Raw genomic sequence first — 19,752 nt, 5'->3', positions numbered from 1 at the left:
CGGGTTCTCCCAGGGCGACCGCAACTGGATCGCCGAGCAGTTCGCGACGCTTGACGCCCGGCTCGCCAGCTTCCACGCCGACGCCACCGAGCTGGAGGTGTCGGTCAAGGACCGCGAGGCCCGGGGCCAGAAGGTGACCCTGGAGTGCTGGGTGGCCGGCCGGCAGAAGATCGTCACCACCTCGACGGAGGAGGACCTGCACGCCGCGCTCAACGATGTCCGGGACGACCTGCGCCGCAAGCTCAACGACGCGAAGACTCGGCAGGAGCCGCGCAACAACAAGCACCTGCGCGCGACGGAGCAGCCCGACCCCGTCCCGCTGGACGACGTGCTGCGCCAGGACGCCGAAACCGCCTGACCCGGACCCGGCCCGCCCGCACGGTGCCGGCGGGCGGGCCGGCCGCAGGTGTCAACAGGGCCCCTTCCTCTACCGAATGCGTTAACAGGGGGCCCGGCCTTACACCCCTACCGCCGGGTAGCTCGGCGGCGTACCGTCGCGGTCGTGGAACCGGACGTGCTGGGAGCGCCCTACGAGCGGCGCACGATCGAACTGGGCACCGACGACGAGGGACCGGTCGTCGCGACCCTGGTCCGCCGCCGCGCCGACCGACCGACCGGCCGGGCCGTGCTCTACGTGCACGGCTTCGTCGACTACTTCTTCCAGACCCACGTGGCCGACTTCTTCGCCGCGCGCGGCTGGGACTTCTACGCCCTCGACCTGCGCAAGTACGGCCGCAGCCTGCTCCCGCACCAGACCCCGAACTTCTGCCGCGACCTGAGCGACTACTTCCCCGAGCTGGACGCCGCCGCGGAGATCATCCGTGCCGACGAGGGCCACGAGACGCTGCTCGCCATGGGCCACTCGACCGGCGGCCTGATCATCTCGCTCTGGGCGGACGCCCGCCGCGACGCCGGCCTGGTCGACGGCATCGTGCTCAACAGCCCCTTCTTCGATATCAACGCTCCCTGGTTGGTCCGTCGACCGCTCGCGGCCGCCGTCTCCCGCCTGGGCCGCCGGGCGCCGCAGCGCATCCTGCCGTTCGGGCTCGGCACCGTGTACGGCGAGAGCCTGCACGCCGACCACCGCGGCGAGTGGCGCTACGACCTGGCGTGGAAGCCGCTGGCCGGGTTCCCGGTCCGGGCCGGCTGGCTCGACGCGATCCGCACCGGCCAGCGCCGGCTGCGCGCCGGGCTGGGCATCGAGGTCCCGGTGCTGCTCGCCTGCTCGACCCGCAGCTTCCGGGGCGCGAAGTGGCACGAGAGCGCCACCGGGGCCGACGCGGTGCTCGACGTGGAGCACATGGTGCGCTGGGCGCCCCGCCTCGGCCGGCACGTCACGGTGGCCCGCTTCGACGGCGGGCTGCACGACCTCACGCTGTCCAGCCCCGGCGTACGCGAGAAGGTCTTCGCGGAGGTCGGGCGGTGGGCGGAGGGCTTCCTCCGCGCCGGCCCGACCGAGCCGGAGCCCGCGCCGCCGGCCCCCCGCCGCCCGGTCAAGGAACCCGCCGACGCGAGCGCCGAGGGCTGAACTGCCGGCCGTCTCCTTCGGTAGGTGGTGAGAAGGGGCCCCCTCTCTACCGGAGGCGTTAGGAAGGGGCCCCTCCTTCCGCTGCCTCGGCGAGCGCCGCACGGATGCGGTCGAACGTGGCGACCGGGTGCCCGCCGTCGCGGGCCGGCAGCAGCAGGCCCAGGCAGCGCGGCACCGGCTCGTCCGCCGCCCCGGCCTCCACCGTGAAGACCGGCGCGCCCACGTACCCGGCGGGCAGCTCGACGGTCACCCGCACCCCGTCGGCGTCCCGGGCGACCCGCTCGACCACCGCCTCCAGCGGCCGCGACCCGTCGTCGCCGACGCCCAGCGCCAGCACGAACGCCGAGCCGGGCGCCGCGCCGATCCGGGCGACCGCGTCGGCCGGCGCGGCCAGCGCCTCGGTGACCTGCTGGGTACGCCAGCGCCAGCCCCGGTCGTCGGCGTGCCCGTGCAGCCCGCCGGTGGGCATGGCGGCCACCCCCAGCTCCGGCAGGCGCAGCCAGTGGTCGGCGAAACCGGGCAGCTCGATCGGCTCCGCCGCCCCCTCGGCCGGCTCGGTGACGCTCGGCCGGAGCAGAATCTCCCCGTACGGCCGGTCGGTGAGCGCGTCGGCGGTGAGCAGCCACTCGTGCGCGACATCCCCGTCGTCGGTGGCGCCGACCAGCTCGCTGTAGAAGAAGGCGGTGCCGACCGTGCCGGCCGGCGCGCCGGGCCGCTCCGACCCGGCCACGGGCAGGATCGACCGCCCGAGGTGCTTGCACAGCTCGAAGACGATCTCGTTTTCGGTTTCCTGGTCGAGCAGCATCCGCCGAGGGTACGGACCGGGGCGCGCCCGCCGGCCCTTGACCCGCCGGAACTCCGGTGCCGGATGCGGCCCGGGCGTGGGACGCTGGCGGCGACGTGGGCGCGCCCACCCGTACCCCCGGCCGGGCCGGAGCCGGCGGTACCCTCTTGGCGCGACGACCGTCGACGCGCGCCCGTAGCTCAGCGGATAGAGCAGGGGACTTCTAATCCCAAGGCCGCAGGTTCGAATCCTGCCGGGCGCACTCTCACGCAGCAGGCTTGACCTGCCGTCACCAGCACCGCGCGGATCTGCGCCGACACGCTCGGCTTCGCCTACTTTTACGTCTCATCCAACGAGAACGCCGCGAAGGTGACCGCCTCCGACTACGACTGCATCACCCTGTCCGCCACGGGCGGCGGCGGAGGACTCCGGCATCGGTAACCCGCACCGCCAGCAAGAGACGATGCCCGGTAAGGATCACGCGGAGGCTTGCCGGGCGCTGTCATCCCGTCTAGCGACAGGGACCAATGGGTCGGGTGCGACGTGAACTCGGCACGGTAGGTTCATCTCGTGCTTCCGATGACTCTGCAAGAGATCACCGCCGCTATCGGTGGAGCCGTCCACGACGCCCCCGACACGGTGACGGTGGCGGCCCCGGTCGTGTTCGACAGCCGGCGCGTAGAGCCCGGCGGGATGTTCGTGGCGCTACCCGGTAAGCGTGTCGATGGGCACGACTACGCCGTCCAGGCGATCGAGGCTGGCGCGGCGGCTGTGCTGGCATCGCGGCCAGTTGGAGTGCCGGCGGTGGTCGTGGAGGACGTGCCCGCCGCCTACGGGAGGCTGGCCCGCGCGGTCGTGGACCGACTTCCGCAGACCACGGTGATCGGTGTGACTGGTTCGGTGGGCAAGACGTCGACCAAGGACATCCTCGCTCAGATCCTCCCGACGTGGGGTGCCACGGTGGCGAACCGGGCATCGAACAACAACGAGTTGGGGTTGCCCTACACGGTCACCCGCGCGACCGCCGACACCCGGTATCTCGTGTTGGAAATGGGCGCCCGTGGCATCGGGCACGTGGCCTACCTGACCCGGATTGCCCCGCCCAGGGTCAGCGTGGTTACGCGCGTCGGCCACGCGCACCTTGGCGAGTTCGGATCGGTGGAGAACATCGCTCAGGCCAAGGGCGAGATCGTGGAGGCGCTACCGGACATCCTCGACGGCGGGTTGGCCGTGCTCAACGGCGACGATGCGTTGGTTGCCGCGATGGCGAGCCGCACCACCGCACGGGTGCTGACGTACGGCATCGACAACCCGGCCGACGTGCGCGCCGAGGATGTGACCCTGGACGAGCTGGGCCGGGCTGCCTTCCGGCTCGTGCACGACGGTCAGGCCGCCGACGTGCGGTTGCGCCTCTACGGGTTGCACCAGGCGTCCAACGCGCTTGCCGCCGCAACGGTCGCCCTCGGTTTGGGCCATCCGATTGAGGCGGTAGCCGAGGCGGTGTCACAGGCCGAGGCGGTGTCGCCGGGACGCATGCAGGTCAGCAACCGCGCGGACGGCGTGACGATCATCAACGACGCCTACAACGCCGCGCCGGATGCGATGCGCGCCGCGTTGCGCGCCTTGAAGGCGATGACGGAGGACGGCCGGCGGGCGGTCGCGGTGCTCGGGGAAATGGCCGAGCTGGGCGAGCACGCCGCCCAGGTACACCGCGAGATCGGGCAGCACGTGGCCGAGGTCGGGGCCGGGTGGCTCGTGGCCATCGGCGGAGCCGACGCCGGGCAGTACGCGGCCGGAGCCGCCGGCACCGGCACGACGGTGGACCGGGCGGGCACCGTGGCCGAGGCGTGGGAACTGCTGCGCGACGGGTTGCGGCCGGGCGATGTGGTGTTGGTCAAGGCGGCCAACAGCGCCGGGCTCCTAGTACGGCAGCCGCCGTTTGAGATGTTGCTGGTGGGGGTCGGTAGACGAGGTGCGGCCACCGCGTGATCGTCTGTCTGCTGTGGACATAACTTCAGATCTGGCGGTGGCCGCGTGCCACAGCGTAGACCCTGCCCGGTGGCGGCAGGTCCTGGCCGGGGTGTGCGATGCGTTCGCGGGACGGTTCGGGCGGGTGGAGCCGCGGCGGGCGGCGGCGGCGTTCGTGACAGGGCTGCTCACGAATATCGAAATCAAGACGTGTTGGCAGTTGGCGGAGCAGGCCGGGCATGGCCGGCCGGACGCGATGCAGAGGTTGCTGTATCGGGCGAAGTGGGACGCCGACGCGGTGCGTGACGACGTGCGACAGGTCGTCGTCGACCGGCTTGGCGACCCCGACGGGGTCCTCGTCGTTGACGAGACCGGCGATCTGAAAAAAGGTGTGCACACCGTCGGTGTCCAGCGCCAATACACCGGCACCGCCGGGCGGATCGAGAACGCGCAGGTTGGCGTGTTCCTGGCCTACGCGAGCAGACACGGCCACACCCTGATCGACCGCCGGGTCTACCTACCGAAGTCCTGGACCGACGATCGACAGCGGTGTGAGCAGGCCGGCGTCCCGGACGACGTCGCGTTCGCCACCCGATCCGAGCTGGCCGACGACATGATCACCGCCGCTGTTCAAGCCCTGGTCCCGGCCCGATGGGTCGCCGCGGACGAGGCCTACGGCAACAACACTCGGCTGCGGGGTGAACTGCGCAAACTGCGCCTCGGCTACGTCTTGGCGGTCTCCTGCGATCATCTCGTGCCGATCGACGGCGGGAAGACCCGTTGTCGCGCCGACCGGCTGGCCGCCGACCTGCCTGCCACCGCGTGGACCCGGCGCAGTGCCGGCGACGGGTCGAAAGGGCCACGGTTCTACGACTGGGCATGGCTGACCGACGTCGGCGCCGACGGCGACTCGGACGACGACGGCCGGCACAGTCTGCTGATCCGCCGCAACAACACCACCGGTGAGCTGGCCTTCTACCGTTGCTGGACACCCGGCCCGGCCACCCTCGCCCAGCTCGTGCGGGTAGCGGGAGTTCGTTGGGTCGTGGAGGAATCGTTCCAGGCCGGAAAGGGTCAGGTCGGTCTTGACCAGCACCAAGTCCGCCGCTGGACGTCCTGGCACCGGTTCACCACCCTGGCCCTGGCAGCCCTCGCGGTCCTCGCGATCTGCGCCGCCGACGCCCGAACAGCAGACCGTCACGGTCAACCCGACATGATCGAGCTGACCGTCAACGAGATCCGCCGCCTGATCAACATCCTGCTCATCCGGCCGACCCGCAGCATCGCCTACCGTTTGCGCTGGTCAACATGGCGACGCCGACACCAAGCACGAGCCAAACGAGCCCACTACGCCCGCCGCCTCAACCTCGAATTCCCACCATGATCACGAATGGCGGCTGCCGTACTAGCGCTCGCGGACAAGCTGAACGAGGAACCCGGCGCTGTCACCGCCCAGGCGTAGAGGTCACGCGGACAACGCGACCTCGGACCGGCTGCTCAGGGCGTCGAGGATCGCCGGGCCGTAACCGGTGACGTCGCCGGTGCCCATGGTCAGCACCACATCACCGCGGCCGGCCATCCGACCGACGATCCGGGCGGCGTGGTCGGGGCCGAGCGGCAGGCAGTAGTCGCCGTCACGCAGCCGCCCCAGGATGGCCGTGCCGTCCGCGATCGGTCGACCCTCCGGCACGGTGCCGTGCACGTCGAGCAGCAGCACGTAGTCGGCCTTCTCCGCCAAGACCCCACCGATGCGGTTGCCGAAGGCCAGGACCCGGGCGTGTCCGGACGGCTGGAACACCACGAACACCCGACCCCGCGCCAGGGTGCGCGCGGCGTCCAGGTCGGCGGCGATCTCGTTCGGGTGATCGGCGTACGAGTCGATCACCGTCACCCCGGAGCGGGTGTCGATGTGCTCGAACCGACGGCGCACCCCGCCGAACGTGCACGCCGCGCCGGCCACGTCGGCGGGGTCGAGCCCGAGCGCCACCGCGCACGCCACGGCCGCCACCGCGTTGTCCAGGTGGTGCGTGGCCGGTCGCGGCAGGGTCACCCCGACCACGACGCCGTTGGGCATCCGCACCGACCCCGACGCGCTCCACCCCTCGGCGTGCACGTCCAGCAGCCGCACGTCCGCCGCCCGGTCGCGGCCGTAGCGCAGCACCGTCAGATCGGGTCGCTCGGCGGCGATGACATCGGCGGCCACCGTCGCGCCCACGCAGTCGGCGTTGACGATCAGGAACCCGTGCGGTGCGATCCGCGCCCCGAACCCGACGTAGGCGCGCAGCACGTCGGCGTGGTCGGTGAAGTTCTCCGGGTGGTCGTCGGTCACGTTGGTGATGACCGCGATTGACGGGGCCAGGAAGTGGAACGACCGGTCCGACTCGTCTGCCTCCGCGACCAGCAGCCGGGACGCGCCGAGGTGGGCGCCCGAGCTTGGCCCGTTCAGGTCGGCCCCGATGAGGTACGTCGGGTCCTGCCCGAGGGTGCGCAGGATGTGCGCGAGCATGCCGGTCGTCGTGGACTTGCCGTGCGACCCGGACACCGCCACCAGCCGCCGCCCGGCGGCCAGCCTGTCCAGAACCTGCGCCCGGTGCACCACCGGGATGCCGGCGACACGCGCCGCGCGGACCTCCGGCGCGTTCTGCGCAACGGTCGTGTAGACGACGCACGACGCGCCCTCGATGTACACCGCGTCGTGGCCGACCTGCACCCGGACGCCGGCCGTACGCAGCGCCGCGAGAGCCGCCGAGTCGTGTAGGTCGCTTCCGGTGACCTGGTGGCCCATCTCGGCCAGCAGCCGGGCCAGGCCGGACATCGCGCAGCCGCCGACGCCCACGAAGTGCGGGCGGGACAGGTCGATCGGACCGTCGTACGCCTCGATCGTCGGGTTACCAGTGATCGTGTCAGTCATGGTGTCGTGTCTCCTTCGGTAGAACTGGGGGATTGTTGCCAGGAGCAGACGTACGAAGCGGTTCACCTCCCTCCACTCGTGCGATTCCTCGGGCACGGCCGACCTGGCCCCGGGTCATCACCTCGGCCGCGTGGGTCCAATTGATCTGCGCCGGCCCGTTAATCGACTCGGCCTCCGAGGACGGGTAGCCAGGGCCGGAAACCGAGTTGCCAGGCCACATTGGCGAAGGAGAGGGCCGGCGGCCCTTGCGCGAGGTGCGGCAGGTTGGGCAGGCACATGGCCGACCGCCGGGGAAGCGGCGCGACCGGTGCGGGCGGTGCCTGGGACGGACCAGGTCATCGTCGTCATCCATGAGAAGGGGCCGACTCGGCAGCGATCCGTGGCGCTACGCCGAAGTAGTGCGGTCCGCCCACCCGTCGTGCGCCGATCAACTCCGGACGCGTCGCTCCCGGGACCCGTCGCGGTAGACGCAGCGCGATGCGGAACACCCGCACGGCGCTGTCACGGACGGAGCACGACCCAAGCGACCCACAGCCGATGCATCGTCCATCTGCACTCGATACCGCGTGCCGGTTTAGCTCGGCTTGCGCGATGTCGACCTGACCACCACCGAGGTAAGTCGTCACGTGATCTGCCTCCAAGGGGGGTGGGGCACGCCGCGTAAATCCATCCACGCTGGTCACACGGCGTGCCCCGCCCATCGCCCACCACCACGGCGCGCACCGCTCGTAGCAATGGGGAGCCCACTGCGGTCTCCGGTATGCAAGACGGAGGGGATATGGCCTAATGTGCACCGGGTTGGCCGCTGTCTTGCGTACCTACAGCGAATCGCAAACCACAGCCCGTAGGTACTCTGTGACGCACGTCGAAGCGGTGAACGTGGTGAAAGATCGACTAAAGGCGGGGGGCGCTGTGCCGCAACCAGGACCCGGAAATGCCAAGCTCGCAGCCGTCATCGCGGAGGCGGGAATGTCTCACGCCGAGGTTGCACGAGCGCTGGTCCGCGTCGCCCAGGAGAGCAACGCCAACGAGTTCGTCGGAGTAGGCCGCTCCCACGTCTCTCACTGGATCGCTGGCTCCAAACCCTCCGGCCGGGCACCTCTGCTGCTCTGTGAGGCGCTGTCTCGAAAGCTCGGTCGGGTCGTCACTCTCGACGAGATCGGGTTGCCCGGCCAACCGCTGTCCTCAACGGACATGCTCGGTTGGCAGGTCGATACGCTGTCATCGCTAACCGAACTCGGGAGAGTCGACGTGGACGCTGAACGCAGACGCGTTCTCAGCACTGCCGCCTACTCGCTCGCCGCGCTGGCGCTGCCAACCGATCGCTGGTGGACGCACATGGCCGAGCGTGGCCAGACCCGTGGTGCAGGAGCTGGCCGGAACGTGAGTAAGGGCGACGTCGAGGCAGTGACCGACATGGTTTCGCTGTTCTCACGCGTTGACCAGCGGCGAGGTGGCGGACACGCCCGCTCGGCAGTCGTCCAGTACCTCACCTCCGACGTGGCGAACTACCTACGCGGCCGGTACGCCGACGAAACCCTCAGACGTGACATGTTCACCGCCGCCAGTGAGCTGGCCTACCTGGCGGGCTGGATGGCGTTCGACAACGGCGAACACAACGTCGGCCAGCACTATTTCAACGTGGCAGTGAAGCTGGCCGCCGAGGCCGACAATCCTGCGATGGCAGGCCACGTCCTACGCGCAATGGCGCACCAGGCCGTCGACCTCGGGCACCACAAGCACGCTCTCGACCTGGCGGCGGCTTCCGTCGACGGTGAGCGCTACGAGTCCGCCTCCCCGAGAGAGCGCGCACTACTCGGCGTTGTCTACGCTCGCGCGCTCGCGGTGAACGGCGAGAAACAACGCTCCGCCCGCGCGCTACTCCGTGCCGAGGATGACCTCTCCTCCGCCACCCAAGGCGACGACGAACCCGGGAGGGTCTTCTTCTTCGCGGAAGCCAGCCTGGCTCACGAAACTGCCTGCGCGCTTCGCGATACGGGCGACTTGGCGGGCGCGGCGAGACACTTCCGCCGCAGCGTGAGGACCCGGAAAGCCTCGGCCTTTACGCGCACCCATGCAGTCACCCTCGGATACATGGGAGCAGTGCAGGCACGACAGGGCGAGATCGAGGAAGCCTGCGGCACGTGGTCCCGCGCGCTGGACGCGATGGACGGCGTCCGCTCGGGCCGCACACGCCAAGTTGCCGCCGACATGCGCGCCATCCTTGCCCCCTACACGCGCCGCAACATCCGAGCAGTCCGAGACATCGACACGCGAGCGAAGAGCTACCTGGCAGCGTTCGCCTAAACAGCAACCCCGAAGACCGGAGGCCGCGATGACAGCCGAAAGATTCACCGTCGAACCCATTGCGCACGTCGTAGGCGGGCGAACCGAGCCGACCGACGACTACTGGGGCGGCAGCCGAGCGATCGTCCGAATCGATGGCGAACGCTTCTCGCCGGCTGCCACCAAAGGGCTTGATGAGTTCTCTCACCTAGAAATCGTCTTCCGCTTCCACCTCACAGATCCTACCGATCTGCATCTTGGTGCTCGCCGCCCGAGAGACAACCCCGAGTGGCCCGAGGTAGGCATCTTCGGCCACCGCAACATGCGCCGCATCAACTGGCTAGGCGTATCCCGGTGCCGCCTCATCAAAGTTGAGGGTCTTGACCTTCACGTTGAGGATCTGGACGCGGTTAGCGGCAGCCCCGTTTTTGACATCAAGCCTTGGTTCTCGGAATTCGGCCCGCGAGGCGAAGTTCGCCAAGCCGACTGGACAACTCAGATGTTGGGACTCTACTTTTCGCCGCCGATCGAGAATCAGAAATAGCGAACATCTGAAGGACGACATATTCGGGTGGGCAGACCACTTCGACCTGCCACTTCACCCGAAAGCTAATCGCTAGGGCCAGCACTAGACTGGCTGTCGACATGACTCGCAGCCGTCGAATTGAAATGGAAACGCAACCTACCTGCCGAGCATTTGTAAGTCCCAGGGCGGGTTAACGAACGGCCAGGGAGGTCTCGTGCCGGAGTTCAAGGTCGAGGTCGAAGCTGAGGATGCGACACTTGCTGATCTCTGCTCGATGTATTGGGCTACTGAAGACGACGGCTCCTTCTCATGGACAGTAAAAGAATTATCAGAGCGCTTTGAACAGCCCGCACATAAGATCAGCAAGACCGTCTCGGAATCTTGCTATGCCCGCTCGTCCAGCAAGTCATGCGTTGAGTGCGGCAAGGGATTCATATACAGAACTCGTTCGGAATGGACCTCCGGCCACCGCTTCGCACCCACCCGTTGCCGGACCTGCGTCGAATCAGAGAAGCAACGACTGGAAGCTGACCGACGTAGAGCGGCGGCAGCTATGCAGGCTGCGATCTCCGAGCACTTCGAAGTAGCGGAGAGCGGGTCACCGATTCGTGCCGAAGATCTCGATCTGCCATCGGCTCTAGCGGTGGCCGCATTATTCGAAGACGGAGAAGAGGTCTCCGAAGGAGTTACCGTTCCAGTCGTAGAACGAGGCACCCCCTTAACGCCTACATCAGACCTTGATCTGAAGCTGCTCAAAGCCCTCATCGACCGAGGGATTCTACAGATACATCCCTCTTCGTCATCCGATGCTTTCGTATGGAAGGACGATGGCACGCTTGACAACCAACATTACCCAATGCTTGCGTCTTATTATCTGACAGGCACTGGCGATGTGGAGAGTCGGCTTCGAGAATACCTCAAGGGACTTTCCCAGATAATCTCTCGGGACAACTGGCCCGACCGTTGGACGGACCAGTTCTCGGACTTCTGGTTCGACCTCGCGGTGTCGGAGTGCAAAGCCTATTTGGTTCACATGCTCAAACGACATGGGCTCGATTTTACGCCAGGGCAACGGACAGAAGAGGTTTTCCGCCACGCGCTGCGTTGGTACTCAATCGGTCAGATGTACTACTTCATCTGGCGAGCAGCAAGAGATAGCGCCGCTTACATGGCGAGGGAACGGGTGCCTGCAAAGCAGGCCGCGAACAGCGCAATAACTAGAATCTCGGGAGACGTCGATCGCGCCTACGCCCAAGGTTGGGACGTAAGCGTTTATCGGCGCGACTCACGCTTGCCACAGTCGACGATTTCGCACATACTTTTCTCCCGAGCACTCCAACTCGAAGACGCTATGGCATATTCGCCGGTTGACCTTCCCGTCAGGCGAGCGGGCTTAGAATTGGCGTGGGAGAAGATTGACTTCACCGCCTTTGAGCGTCTTATCTTCCAGCTTGTTGTCGAGACCGAGGGTTACGAAAACGTCGATTGGCTTATGCACACCAACGCCGCCGACCATGGGCGTGATGTGAGTGCCATGCGCCTTCGCAAAGATCCATTGAGCGGGCATAGTTCACAGCGAGTCGCAATTCAATGCAAGCATTGGCTCTCCCGCGCCATCCGTGATACTGATGCAAGCCAAGCCGTCGTAAGCATCAGCCACTGGGACAATCCGCCATTCGATGTGCTTGTTCTGGCGACTAGTGGACGCTTCACCTCTGACGCCATCGCCTGGATCGAACGACACAATTCCCGTGGGCAGCGCCCAATAATCGAAGTTTGGAATGACGCCCGCTTGGAGTTTCTACTGAATGAGCGGCCTCATCTCATCCGCAGCTTCGGTTTACGCTAGATTGGGTTCAGCTCTACAGAGGCCACCTACCCACGCCTGCACTACGCGCCGACCGTCGTGCAGGTGTGCCCGCTGTGAGCCCGGACGCCGTTGGACCCGGCATCACGAGCTGACACGGACCGGCAAGCATAGGGGTGTCTACCAGGACAGATAGACACCCCTAGCCACTCATGACAACGCGCTAACCCGTGCGGAATTCAACTTCTAATCCCAAGGCCGCAGGTTCGAATCCTGCCGGGCGCACCGGTAACTGCCAGGAGTTGGACACCGCCGCCTTACGGCAGCAGGGCCGACAGCAGCAGATCGGCCACCCTCGCCGGCTGAGTGATCATCGCCAGATGTTCGGCGTCCAGGCTCCGGACCCGGTATCCACGTTCCTCCGCCTGCACCGCCGTGGCCTGGTACGCGGCGCTTAACTGGAGGTAGACCCGTCCGGCAGAGTGCCACCCCCGCCCTGGTGCCGGTAGCACCTCGGAGACGAGCTGCCACGGAAGCTCGGGTAAGCCGTGCAGCACCCGTCGCCGCTGTTCCGGGTCGGGCAGGATCTCGGCGATCGAGTGGGTGGGGAACCAGGTGTCCCACGTCGGCAGCCGGCCGGGAGCCGCCAGCTCGCGCAACCATGTGGCCTGCTCCGGCGGCAGCGACCCTAACCAACTCGTCCCCGGATGTGGCAGGCGGGCATCCATGAAGACGACGTCGAGCCGGTCGCCACCGACGGCGTCGGCGATGCCGGGCAGATAGGGACCGGCGCGGCTGTGGCCCACGACCACGGTGGGCGTGCCCCGGGTGATGTCGGCGGCGGACTCGCAGACCGCCGCGTGGAAGGACGGTGACTCGACCAGAGCGCGAAGGTCCAGGACCGCCACCCGCCACCCTGCCTCTTCGAGGTGCGGCCGCAGGGCACTCCACGTCTCCGAGGTGAGGAGCGGGCTGTGCACGAGAAGCATCGTCGGTCCGTTCATCAACTCGGGGACCGCCACCCTCGACCGCGCCGCTGCGGATCCGCGGCGGACGGCAGCGGCACCACGCGTTCCTCGTACACCTTGGTCTCGGCGCGGAATCGGTGGGCGCCCGGATGCCAGATCTCCTCGAACGGGCCCATCACATTGTCGCCGACCCCTCGGCGGCGAACCCGGGCCGCCAGCCAGGCGAGCAGCCCCAGGACGCCCACCAGGCAGCCGGCGACCAGCAGGATCGCCAGGACTACGCCCACCACCCCACGCTAGCCCAGCACCGGATATCCGGTTGACCGGCCGCCCGTGCCGAGCGGGATCATCGGGCCCATGCTGCTGCCCACCCCCACCCTGCGCACCGCCCGTCTCCGGCTGCGTCCCTTCGCCGACCGCGACGCGGACGACCTCTTCGCGTTGCACAGCAGCGCCCGCGTCCTGCGCTACTGGGACTCGCCGCCGTGGCACGACCCGGAACGCGCCGCGCGGTTCGTCGCGGCGTGCCGGCGGATGGCCGAGGAGGGCACCGGGGCGCGGGTGGCCGTGGACCGGCTCTCCGACGGGGCGTTCCTCGGCTGGTGCGGCCTGGTCCGCTGGAACCCGGATTACCGCAGCGCGTCGCTGGGCTACTGTTTCGACGACGCGGCCTGGGGCCAGGGGTACGCGACGGAGGCCGCGCGCGCCCTGCTGGGCTGGGCGTTCGACACGCTGGACCTGAACCGCGTCCAGGCGGAGACCGACACCCGCAACGTGGCGTCCGCCCGGGTGCTGGAGAAGCTCGGGTTCGTGCGGGAGGGCACGCTGCGGGAGGACTGCGTGGTGGCCGGCGAGGTCTCCGACTCGTGGGTGTTCGGGCTGCTGCGGCGGGACTGGCGACCGGCGGGCGATCAGGAGTCGGCCGGGACGCCCGCCTCCAGCTGACCGATCATCGGGCCGAGCAGGTCATTGAGTTCCCGGGTGAGCACGACGACCGCGCGTCGCGCGGTGGCCGCCAGCGCGTCGCCCGGCCCGTCGGGTGCCGGCGGCAGGTCGCCGAGCGGGACGGGCGCGTCGACCTGGAGCAGGGCGCGCAGGTGTGGGCTGCGGGTCAGGTCCTGTTCGGTCGGTGTCGTGTACTGCCCGAACAACTGCGGCCAGTCCCGCCATCCCCGGTCGCGCTGCCACTGCTTCGTCCAGGTGAGTTCGGCCGGCCACCGGGAGATCACCGTGACGGCGCCGATCAGGCTGCCGTCCCACGGGCTCGGCGCGCAGGTCGCCGACACGATCCGCCGATGCCAACGCACGTAGCCGGGTGACAGCTCGGTGGCGATCCGCCAGGCGGTCGCGGCGAACGCGACCGGCGCGATGTCGCCCCACGTGTCGGCGAATTCATCGGTACGTCCGAGCACCTCCGCCTCGTAGCGACCATGCCCGCCGGTGCCGTGCTCACGGTCGACGTGCTCGTCGAGCCAGAACGCGCGCGATTCCACCATGTCTCCCCCCGTCCGTCCGGACCCTCGTACCGGTCTACCACGCCCGGGCGCGCAATTCGGATGCACGCGCGTGGATCCTTCGTGATACTGCCCGGATGACCGACGACGCCGTCCGGGACGCCTGGGAGAGCGACGGGTTCGTCGTCCTGCCCGGCTTCCTCCCGGCCACCGACCTCGCGCCGGCGCTCGGCGAGTTGGGAAGCATGTTTCCGTCGCCGGAGGGCTTCCACGACGGGACGGATCCGCGTCGGGACCGCTACCTCGGCGACGAGTTCGCCGGCATCCAGGGGTTTCCGTTCGAGAGCGTCGAGTTGAGCCTGCTGGCGACGGGCGACCGCCTGGTGGGTCTGGCCCGCGCGTTGCTCCGTACCGACGATCTCCGCATCTCCTCGGCGGAGTCCTGGGCGAAGTTCACCGGGGCGGCCGACTACGACCAGGAGTTGCACCGCGACTACCTCAACCACACGCTGCTGGTGCCGACGGACGCTCCCGACTGTCGACAACTGGAGATGTTCGTCTACCTCGTCGACGTGCCCGAGGGCCTCGGCCCGCCGCACCTGCTGTCCAGGCGGCACACCCGGGATCTTCCGGCCAGGCCGAACTGGTATCCCCGGACCGATGTGGGCGAGCGGTTCGGTGACTTCGTCGCGCCCACCGGCAGCCCTGGTCTCTACGACGCGGAGGTGTCCGGCGCCGGTCCGGCCGGCACGGTGGTCGCGTTCCAGCCCGGCACGTTCCACCGGGGCACCGGCATGACCACGCCGCGCGGCGCCCGCTACACCATGCACCTCTGCTTCCGACCAACGGCTGTGGAGTGGGGCGACCGGCACGCCTGGGCCGAGCGGAGCCACCAGCCCGCCTGGTACCGATTCGTGAGCCGGGCCACCCCGGCGCAGCTCGGACTGTTCGGCTTTCCGCCGCCGGGCCATCCCTACTGGACCGCCGACACCGTCGCCGGTGTGGCGCAGCGTTATCCGCACCTGGACCTGACGCCCTGGCAGGTCTGCGGCGTCAGCGCGCGGCGCCGGCGAGCAGCCACCGCTGGACCGGGATCTCCAGCAGCACCCGGCCACCGTCCGGGGTGACCGGCTGACGGATGTCCCATCCGCCGTACTTGTCGGCGAAGGCCCGCACCACGGCGGCGGGGAAGTCGGCGTGGTGCAGCCGGGCGTCGCCCTCCGCGACGACCGGGTGGTCGCCGTCCTCCAGCGCCAGCGAGACGCGCGGGTCCGCCGCCACGTTGCGGGCCTTGACGCTGCCGGCCTCGCAGCCGACCCACCAGACGTCGTCGGCGTGAACGAACCAGACCGGCGTGACGTGCGGGCAGCCGTCCGGGCGCAGCGTGCACAGCCACACGTTCCGCTCCCGAACGAGCCGGGCGTCGACGTCGGGCGGAAGTGGGGCAGCCATCCGCACAGTGCACCACATCCCCGGAGAGCTGCGCGATCTGCTACGCGTCCTCGTACGACCACGACAGACAACGATATGCGCGTTGCGTATGGGACCGCGGGCGCGTGCGTGAGATCCTCAAGCCGCCCCGCCCACCGTCCGTAGCCGGCCGCTTCCCGAGGACGCGACGATGTCAGATGACCATCAGGTCCGTCATTGCCAATGCGGCACGCGCCTTGCGCGCGACAATCGGGATGGGCACTGCTCGCCCTGCCTCTCACAGCGACTTCGCAACCCGGGTGAGGCGCCCGAGGTTCCCGCCGAGTTCTGGGGTGAGGCATTCGTGTCGGGGGCGCTGCGGCGCCGCCACATGGGCCAGGTGATTCGGGCGTGGCGCACGCATCCTCATCACGGTCGCCATCCGGTCCCCCAGACTCAGGTGGCCGCGTGGGTGGGCATGAGCCAGGCTCAGCTCAGCCGGGTGGAGAACGGTCCGCCGATCGTTCACCTTGACCGTCTGGCCCAGTGGGCAACGGTGCTGCGCATACCCCCGGACCGGCTGTGGTTCGCGCTACCGGCCAGGAACGACCGGATCGACCAGATGGAGGGTGGAGTGGACAGGCGCCAGTTCTTCGCCTCGGCGGCCATCGCGACGGGGGGCATCCTGCGTGGACAGCCGACCCCTGAGAGTCGGGAGAGTGACGAGGCGGTCCTGTGGCTCGCATGGCATCTCTGGCAGAGCCGCACGGACGAGCTGGACCTATCGAGGGTCCCACAGCCGTTCGTCCGACGGTTGAACACGCATCCACACGTGGTCCGAGGAGCGGGAGGTGGCTATCGCTTCACTGACCCCCACTTGACTGAGGTCCTGGTCGCCCACCGAGTCTTCGGTGACATCACGCACGGCAGCGGCCACCTACTCGCCACGGCACAGACCAGCCATGCCACGGATCTGGTCATCAGCAGGCTGGTCGCGGGCGAGGAAGACACACGGCGGGGGCTTGTGCTCCTGATGCGTAGGGGCGCTACGGCCGTCCTCAGGGTGAATGCTGCTGGCATTCTCGCCAAGGTCGGTGCCGCCGAGCTGGATGATGGGGCAATTTCCGTAATCCGTGCGGATCAGGATGCTCGGCATCTCTACGTCACCGCCGTGGCCAGTCGAGTCCTGAAGGTGCCCTGGGAGCAAGCCGCTCACCTGTCCGCCATGAGCGAGTCACAGCGGAACGGCTGGGAATCGGGGGTCAGCGGCGACACCAGATCGCGGGCATCCCGGCTTCTCACCGACGAACTCATGAACAGCCGTGATGCCGCCGCGAGATGGTGTGCGGCGCTGCTTGTCTCGGGATGCATCGACACCGAGGACGCAGGCACACGATCTGTGATCATGTCGGCCGTGCGGCGTGAGCGGTGCCCGGAGAATCTACGAGCTTTCGCCGCTGCGTTGGCCGGAGTCACTCCACTGGCAATGGGGTAGGCGCATGAAGATGCTGTCAGTCAATCGCGGCGAAGAGGTTGTCGAGACGCTCACCCGGTTGGCCGCTGAGCAAGGGATCACCGACGGCGCGATCGTCTCCCTGATCGGCGCCGTGGACGAGTGCGCGATCAGCAACATGCCGGCCGGCGACGTGAGCACGGACATCGTCACCGAGTATCGGCAGCCATGTGAGGTGAGTGGCACCGGTGAGATCCGGGATGGCGAGGTGCATCTACACGTCGTGCTCGGCCGGGAAGGTGACGTCGCCCTCTCCGGCCACCTGCACTGGGCACGGGTGGAGTCCTTCTTCGTCCACGCGTACGCCGTGGCCCTGGAATCGGAATGACCACACGGCGACGTCACCGCGAGGCTACCCCGTCGAGTCGTTCCTGATATCAGCTCGAAAGGCACGCACGGCGGCGGGCGTGTCACCGGTCGCCGCTAATCTGCGCCCATGGTGACCGAGACGGACCTGCGCCTGCCCGACGGCCGCACCCTGCACGTCTACGACACCGGCGGGGTCGACCGGCTGCCCGTCGTCTGGCACCACGGCACGCCGAACGTCGGCGCCCCGCCCGCGCCGCTGTTCGCCGCCGCCGACCGCCTCGGGCTGCGCTGGGTGTCGCACGACCGTCCCGGTTACGGCGGCTCCACGCCGGCACCGGGTCGCGACGTCGCCTCGGCGGCGTCGGACGTGGCCGCGGTGGCCGACGCGCTCGGCCTCGACCGGTTCGCGGTGATGGGCCACTCCGGTGGCGGCCCACACGCCCTGGCCTGCGGCGCGCTGCTGCCCGAGCGGGTGGTCGCGGTGGTCGTGGGCGCCGGGCTGGCACCCTACGGCGCGGCCGGGCTGGACTGGTTCGCCGGCATGGTGCCGTCCGGGGTGGCGTCGCTGCGGGCCGCCGCCGCGGGTCGGGCGGCCAAGGAGGCGCACGAGACCTCCGGCGTGGAATACGATCCCGAGTTCACCGACGTCGACCTGGCCGCGCTGCACGCGGATTGGTCCTGGTTCGACAGCGTGGTCGGGCCCGGCACCGAGCGCGGTCCCGGCCCGCTGATCGACGACGACCTGGCCTATGTGCGGCCGTGGGGCTTCGACCCGGCCGACGTCGCGGTGCCGGTGCTGCTGCTGCACGGCGAGCGGGACGGCATCGCGCCGGTGGCACACGCCGAGTGGCTGGCCGCCCGGTGCCCGTCGGCCGAGTTGCGCTGCTTCTCCGGCGACGGGCACATCTCCGTGCTCCGGCACGCCGAGGCGGCCCTGGAGTGGCTCAGCCGCAGATCGGGTTAGCGACGCGCCGCGCACCGAGGGTGACCGTTCCGACAAAACATGTTATTCTCCGGCGTCAATCTCTGCCGTGCGGACCCGGCCGGGTCGCTGCCGGAAGGACACCTCCCCGATGCCGGTGGCCGCCGCCACGACCCTGCCCCGGTCCCCACTGGACCGTCCCGCGGGCGGCGCGTTCACGCTGATCTTCACCACCCTGCCGGCCCTGCTCCGGCTCACCTGCGGGCTGGTCGGCGCGGTGGTCGCCCTGTCGGTGCGGACGCCGCCGGTGCGGGTGGCGTTGCTGATCCCGGCCGTGTTGGCGCTCACCGCCTGGTCCTGCTGGTATGCGGCGCGCGCGTTCCGGCACGGTATCGGCGTCGCGCTGATGGCCGGCGACGTGGCGCTCACCACCGCCACCGCGCTGGCCCTCGGATGGCTGGTCGCGCCGGAGGTGCTGCCCGGCGAGGCGAGCTGGGTCGCGGTGCTGGCCAGCACCACCGTGATCAACGCACAGGCCACCGCCCCGGCCCGCTGGTCGGTGCCGGCCGGCCTGCTGGTCACCGCCGCCTACGCGACCGGCGCGACGCTGGCCGGCAACCCGGTCGAGGCCCGGGCGCACACCGGCACGTTGCTGGTGCAGACCGGCTGCACGGCGGTGATGACCGCGGTGATGCGCCGCTGGATCGGTCGGGGCGACGCCGCGTTCGCCGACTACCGGCGGTTGTCGCACGAGGTGGTGGTGGCGCGCACCGCGCGCGAGGCGGAACGGCGGCACAACCGGGACCTGCACGACACCGTGCTCGGCACGCTGACCATGGTCGGCCTCGGCGCGGTCCCCGGCGGCTCGGCGGCGCTGCGCGAGCGGTGCGCGGCGGATCTGCGTACCCTCGGCGCGCTGGCCGGCGCGCGGACCGCGACCGGCGAGGCGGACCTGGACGAGCGGCTGCGCACCGTCCTCGCCGGGCTGCCGGAGCTGCGGGTGACCGCGACGCTGCCGCGGTGCCGGGTGCCGGCGGAGGTCGCCGCGGCGCTCGCCGACAGCGCGGCCGCCGCGCTGGCCAACGTGGCGCGCCACGCGCCGGGCGCGACCACCGCGCTGCGGCTGGCGCGCGAGCGCGGCGCCGTCGTGGTCGAGGTGGTCGACGACGGTCCGGGCTTCGATCCGGCGACGGTCCCGGCCCACCGGTACGGGCTGCGCGAATCGATCCACGGTCGGATGGACACGGTGGCCGGTCGGGCGGTGGTGACCTCCGCCCCGGGCGCCGGCACCCGGGTACGGCTGGAGTGGTCGGATGGCGACTGAGTTTTCCACGGCGGTCACCGCCGGCCGGGCGTCACTCCCCCT

Annotated in this window: 19 protein-coding genes and 1 tRNA gene; 14 read left to right on the top strand and 6 right to left on the bottom strand. The window is 69.3% G+C overall.

Annotated features, from left to right (window positions below; all coding sequences use genetic code 11):
* Together O7618_RS32090 and O7618_RS32085 are read left to right on the top strand one after the other, a co-directional pair.
* The coding region (locus tag O7618_RS32090) for an HPF/RaiA family ribosome-associated protein (protein ID WP_278109858.1) at positions 1–358 on the top strand (358 nt) is incomplete at its 5' end.
* A 144-nt stretch (positions 359–502) separates the two neighbouring features.
* Positions 503–1,528 (top strand): alpha/beta hydrolase, encoded by a 1,026-nt coding sequence (locus O7618_RS32085; RefSeq protein WP_278103948.1) that lies wholly within the window; start codon positions 503–505, stop codon positions 1,526–1,528.
* A gap of 58 nt (positions 1,529–1,586) precedes the next feature.
* Here the strand turns inward: O7618_RS32085 and O7618_RS32080 are convergent, their stop codons facing one another.
* Positions 1,587–2,333: a hypothetical protein gene (locus O7618_RS32080; protein ID WP_278103947.1), complete on the bottom strand. Its 747-nt coding sequence runs from the start codon at positions 2,331–2,333 to the stop codon at positions 1,587–1,589.
* A 168-nt stretch (positions 2,334–2,501) separates the two neighbouring features.
* Between O7618_RS32080 and O7618_RS32075 the strand changes: the two genes are divergently transcribed.
* From O7618_RS32075 to O7618_RS32065, 3 genes are all read left to right on the top strand, one after another.
* Positions 2,502–2,574: transfer RNA gene (locus tag O7618_RS32075), tRNA-Arg, on the top strand.
* Positions 2,575–2,891: 317 nt separating this feature from the next.
* Positions 2,892–4,301, top strand: coding sequence for a UDP-N-acetylmuramoyl-tripeptide--D-alanyl-D-alanine ligase (gene murF / locus O7618_RS32070; RefSeq protein ID WP_278103968.1), 1,410 nt, complete (start codon positions 2,892–2,894; stop codon positions 4,299–4,301).
* A gap of 82 nt (positions 4,302–4,383) precedes the next feature.
* A complete protein-coding gene (locus O7618_RS32065; protein ID WP_278103967.1) occupies positions 4,384–5,664 on the top strand; it encodes an IS701 family transposase in 1,281 nt (426 codons plus the stop codon).
* An 81-nt stretch (positions 5,665–5,745) separates the two neighbouring features.
* On the opposite strand, the gene O7618_RS32060 is transcribed toward O7618_RS32065, so the two are convergent.
* Positions 5,746–7,191, bottom strand: coding sequence for a Mur ligase domain-containing protein (locus tag O7618_RS32060; RefSeq protein ID WP_278103946.1), 1,446 nt, complete (start codon positions 7,189–7,191; stop codon positions 5,746–5,748).
* A gap of 855 nt (positions 7,192–8,046) precedes the next feature.
* Here O7618_RS32060 and O7618_RS32055 point away from each other — a divergent pair.
* The 3 genes from O7618_RS32055 (at position 8,047) to O7618_RS32045 (ending at position 11,852) form a co-directional block, all read left to right on the top strand.
* Positions 8,047–9,498 (top strand): Tat pathway signal protein, encoded by a 1,452-nt coding sequence (locus O7618_RS32055; RefSeq protein WP_278103945.1) that lies wholly within the window; start codon positions 8,047–8,049, stop codon positions 9,496–9,498.
* A 28-nt stretch (positions 9,499–9,526) separates the two neighbouring features.
* Positions 9,527–10,021 (top strand): TrmO family methyltransferase, encoded by a 495-nt coding sequence (locus tag O7618_RS32050; RefSeq protein WP_278103944.1) that lies wholly within the window; start codon positions 9,527–9,529, stop codon positions 10,019–10,021.
* Between the two features lie 196 nt (positions 10,022–10,217).
* Positions 10,218–11,852 carry a restriction endonuclease gene (locus O7618_RS32045; RefSeq protein WP_278103943.1) on the top strand — a complete coding sequence of 545 codons (1,635 nt, stop codon included), beginning with the start codon at positions 10,218–10,220 and terminating at the stop codon, positions 11,850–11,852.
* A 275-nt stretch (positions 11,853–12,127) separates the two neighbouring features.
* On the opposite strand, the gene O7618_RS32040 is transcribed toward O7618_RS32045, so the two are convergent.
* Together O7618_RS32040 and O7618_RS32035 are read right to left on the bottom strand one after the other, a co-directional pair.
* A complete protein-coding gene (locus tag O7618_RS32040; RefSeq protein WP_278109857.1) occupies positions 12,128–12,790 on the bottom strand; it encodes a hypothetical protein in 663 nt (220 codons plus the stop codon).
* A gap of 23 nt (positions 12,791–12,813) precedes the next feature.
* Positions 12,814–13,065: a hypothetical protein gene (locus tag O7618_RS32035; protein ID WP_278109856.1), complete on the bottom strand. Its 252-nt coding sequence runs from the start codon at positions 13,063–13,065 to the stop codon at positions 12,814–12,816.
* A 70-nt stretch (positions 13,066–13,135) separates the two neighbouring features.
* Here O7618_RS32035 and O7618_RS32030 point away from each other — a divergent pair, with 70 nt between their 5' ends.
* The gene (locus O7618_RS32030) at positions 13,136–13,723 is read left to right on the top strand and encodes a GNAT family protein (protein ID WP_278109855.1); all 588 of its coding nucleotides are present in this window, start codon (positions 13,136–13,138) and stop codon (positions 13,721–13,723) included.
* Here the strand turns inward: O7618_RS32030 and O7618_RS32025 are convergent.
* Positions 13,690–14,274 (bottom strand): hypothetical protein, encoded by a 585-nt coding sequence (locus O7618_RS32025; RefSeq protein WP_278109854.1) that lies wholly within the window; start codon positions 14,272–14,274, stop codon positions 13,690–13,692. The genes O7618_RS32030 and O7618_RS32025 overlap by 34 nt on opposite strands.
* A 95-nt stretch (positions 14,275–14,369) precedes the next feature.
* Between O7618_RS32025 and O7618_RS32020 the strand changes: the two genes are divergently transcribed.
* Positions 14,370–15,359 carry a hypothetical protein gene (locus tag O7618_RS32020; protein WP_278109853.1) on the top strand — a complete coding sequence of 330 codons (990 nt, stop codon included), beginning with the start codon at positions 14,370–14,372 and terminating at the stop codon, positions 15,357–15,359.
* Here O7618_RS32020 and O7618_RS32015 read toward each other — a convergent pair.
* The gene (locus tag O7618_RS32015) at positions 15,286–15,684 is read right to left on the bottom strand and encodes a TIGR03618 family F420-dependent PPOX class oxidoreductase (RefSeq protein ID WP_278109852.1); all 399 of its coding nucleotides are present in this window, start codon (positions 15,682–15,684) and stop codon (positions 15,286–15,288) included. The genes O7618_RS32020 and O7618_RS32015 overlap by 74 nt on opposite strands.
* 169 nt (positions 15,685–15,853) lie before the next feature.
* Here O7618_RS32015 and O7618_RS32010 point away from each other — a divergent pair, with 169 nt between their 5' ends.
* From O7618_RS32010 to O7618_RS31995, 4 genes are all read left to right on the top strand, one after another.
* The gene (locus O7618_RS32010; protein ID WP_347405404.1) at positions 15,854–17,137 is read left to right on the top strand and encodes a helix-turn-helix transcriptional regulator; all 1,284 of its coding nucleotides are present in this window, start codon (positions 15,854–15,856) and stop codon (positions 17,135–17,137) included.
* Positions 17,138–17,141: 4 nt separating this feature from the next.
* Positions 17,142–17,483, top strand: a complete 342-nt coding sequence (locus O7618_RS32005; RefSeq protein WP_278109851.1) for a PPC domain-containing DNA-binding protein — start codon at positions 17,142–17,144, stop codon at positions 17,481–17,483.
* A 108-nt stretch (positions 17,484–17,591) separates the two neighbouring features.
* Positions 17,592–18,428, top strand: coding sequence for an alpha/beta hydrolase (locus O7618_RS32000; protein WP_278109850.1), 837 nt, complete (start codon positions 17,592–17,594; stop codon positions 18,426–18,428).
* A gap of 109 nt (positions 18,429–18,537) precedes the next feature.
* Entirely contained in the window at positions 18,538–19,710 is a 1,173-nt protein-coding gene (locus tag O7618_RS31995; RefSeq protein ID WP_278109849.1) for an ATP-binding protein, read from the top strand.
* Positions 19,711–19,752: the final 42 nt, after the last annotated feature.

It is taken from the genome of Micromonospora sp. WMMD980 (assembly GCF_029626035.1).
In the GTDB taxonomy this organism is placed as follows: Bacteria; Actinomycetota; Actinomycetes; order Mycobacteriales; family Micromonosporaceae; genus Micromonospora.
The sequence above is the reverse complement of the archived record's forward strand: the minus strand, read 5'-3'. Positions and strand labels throughout refer to the sequence as shown.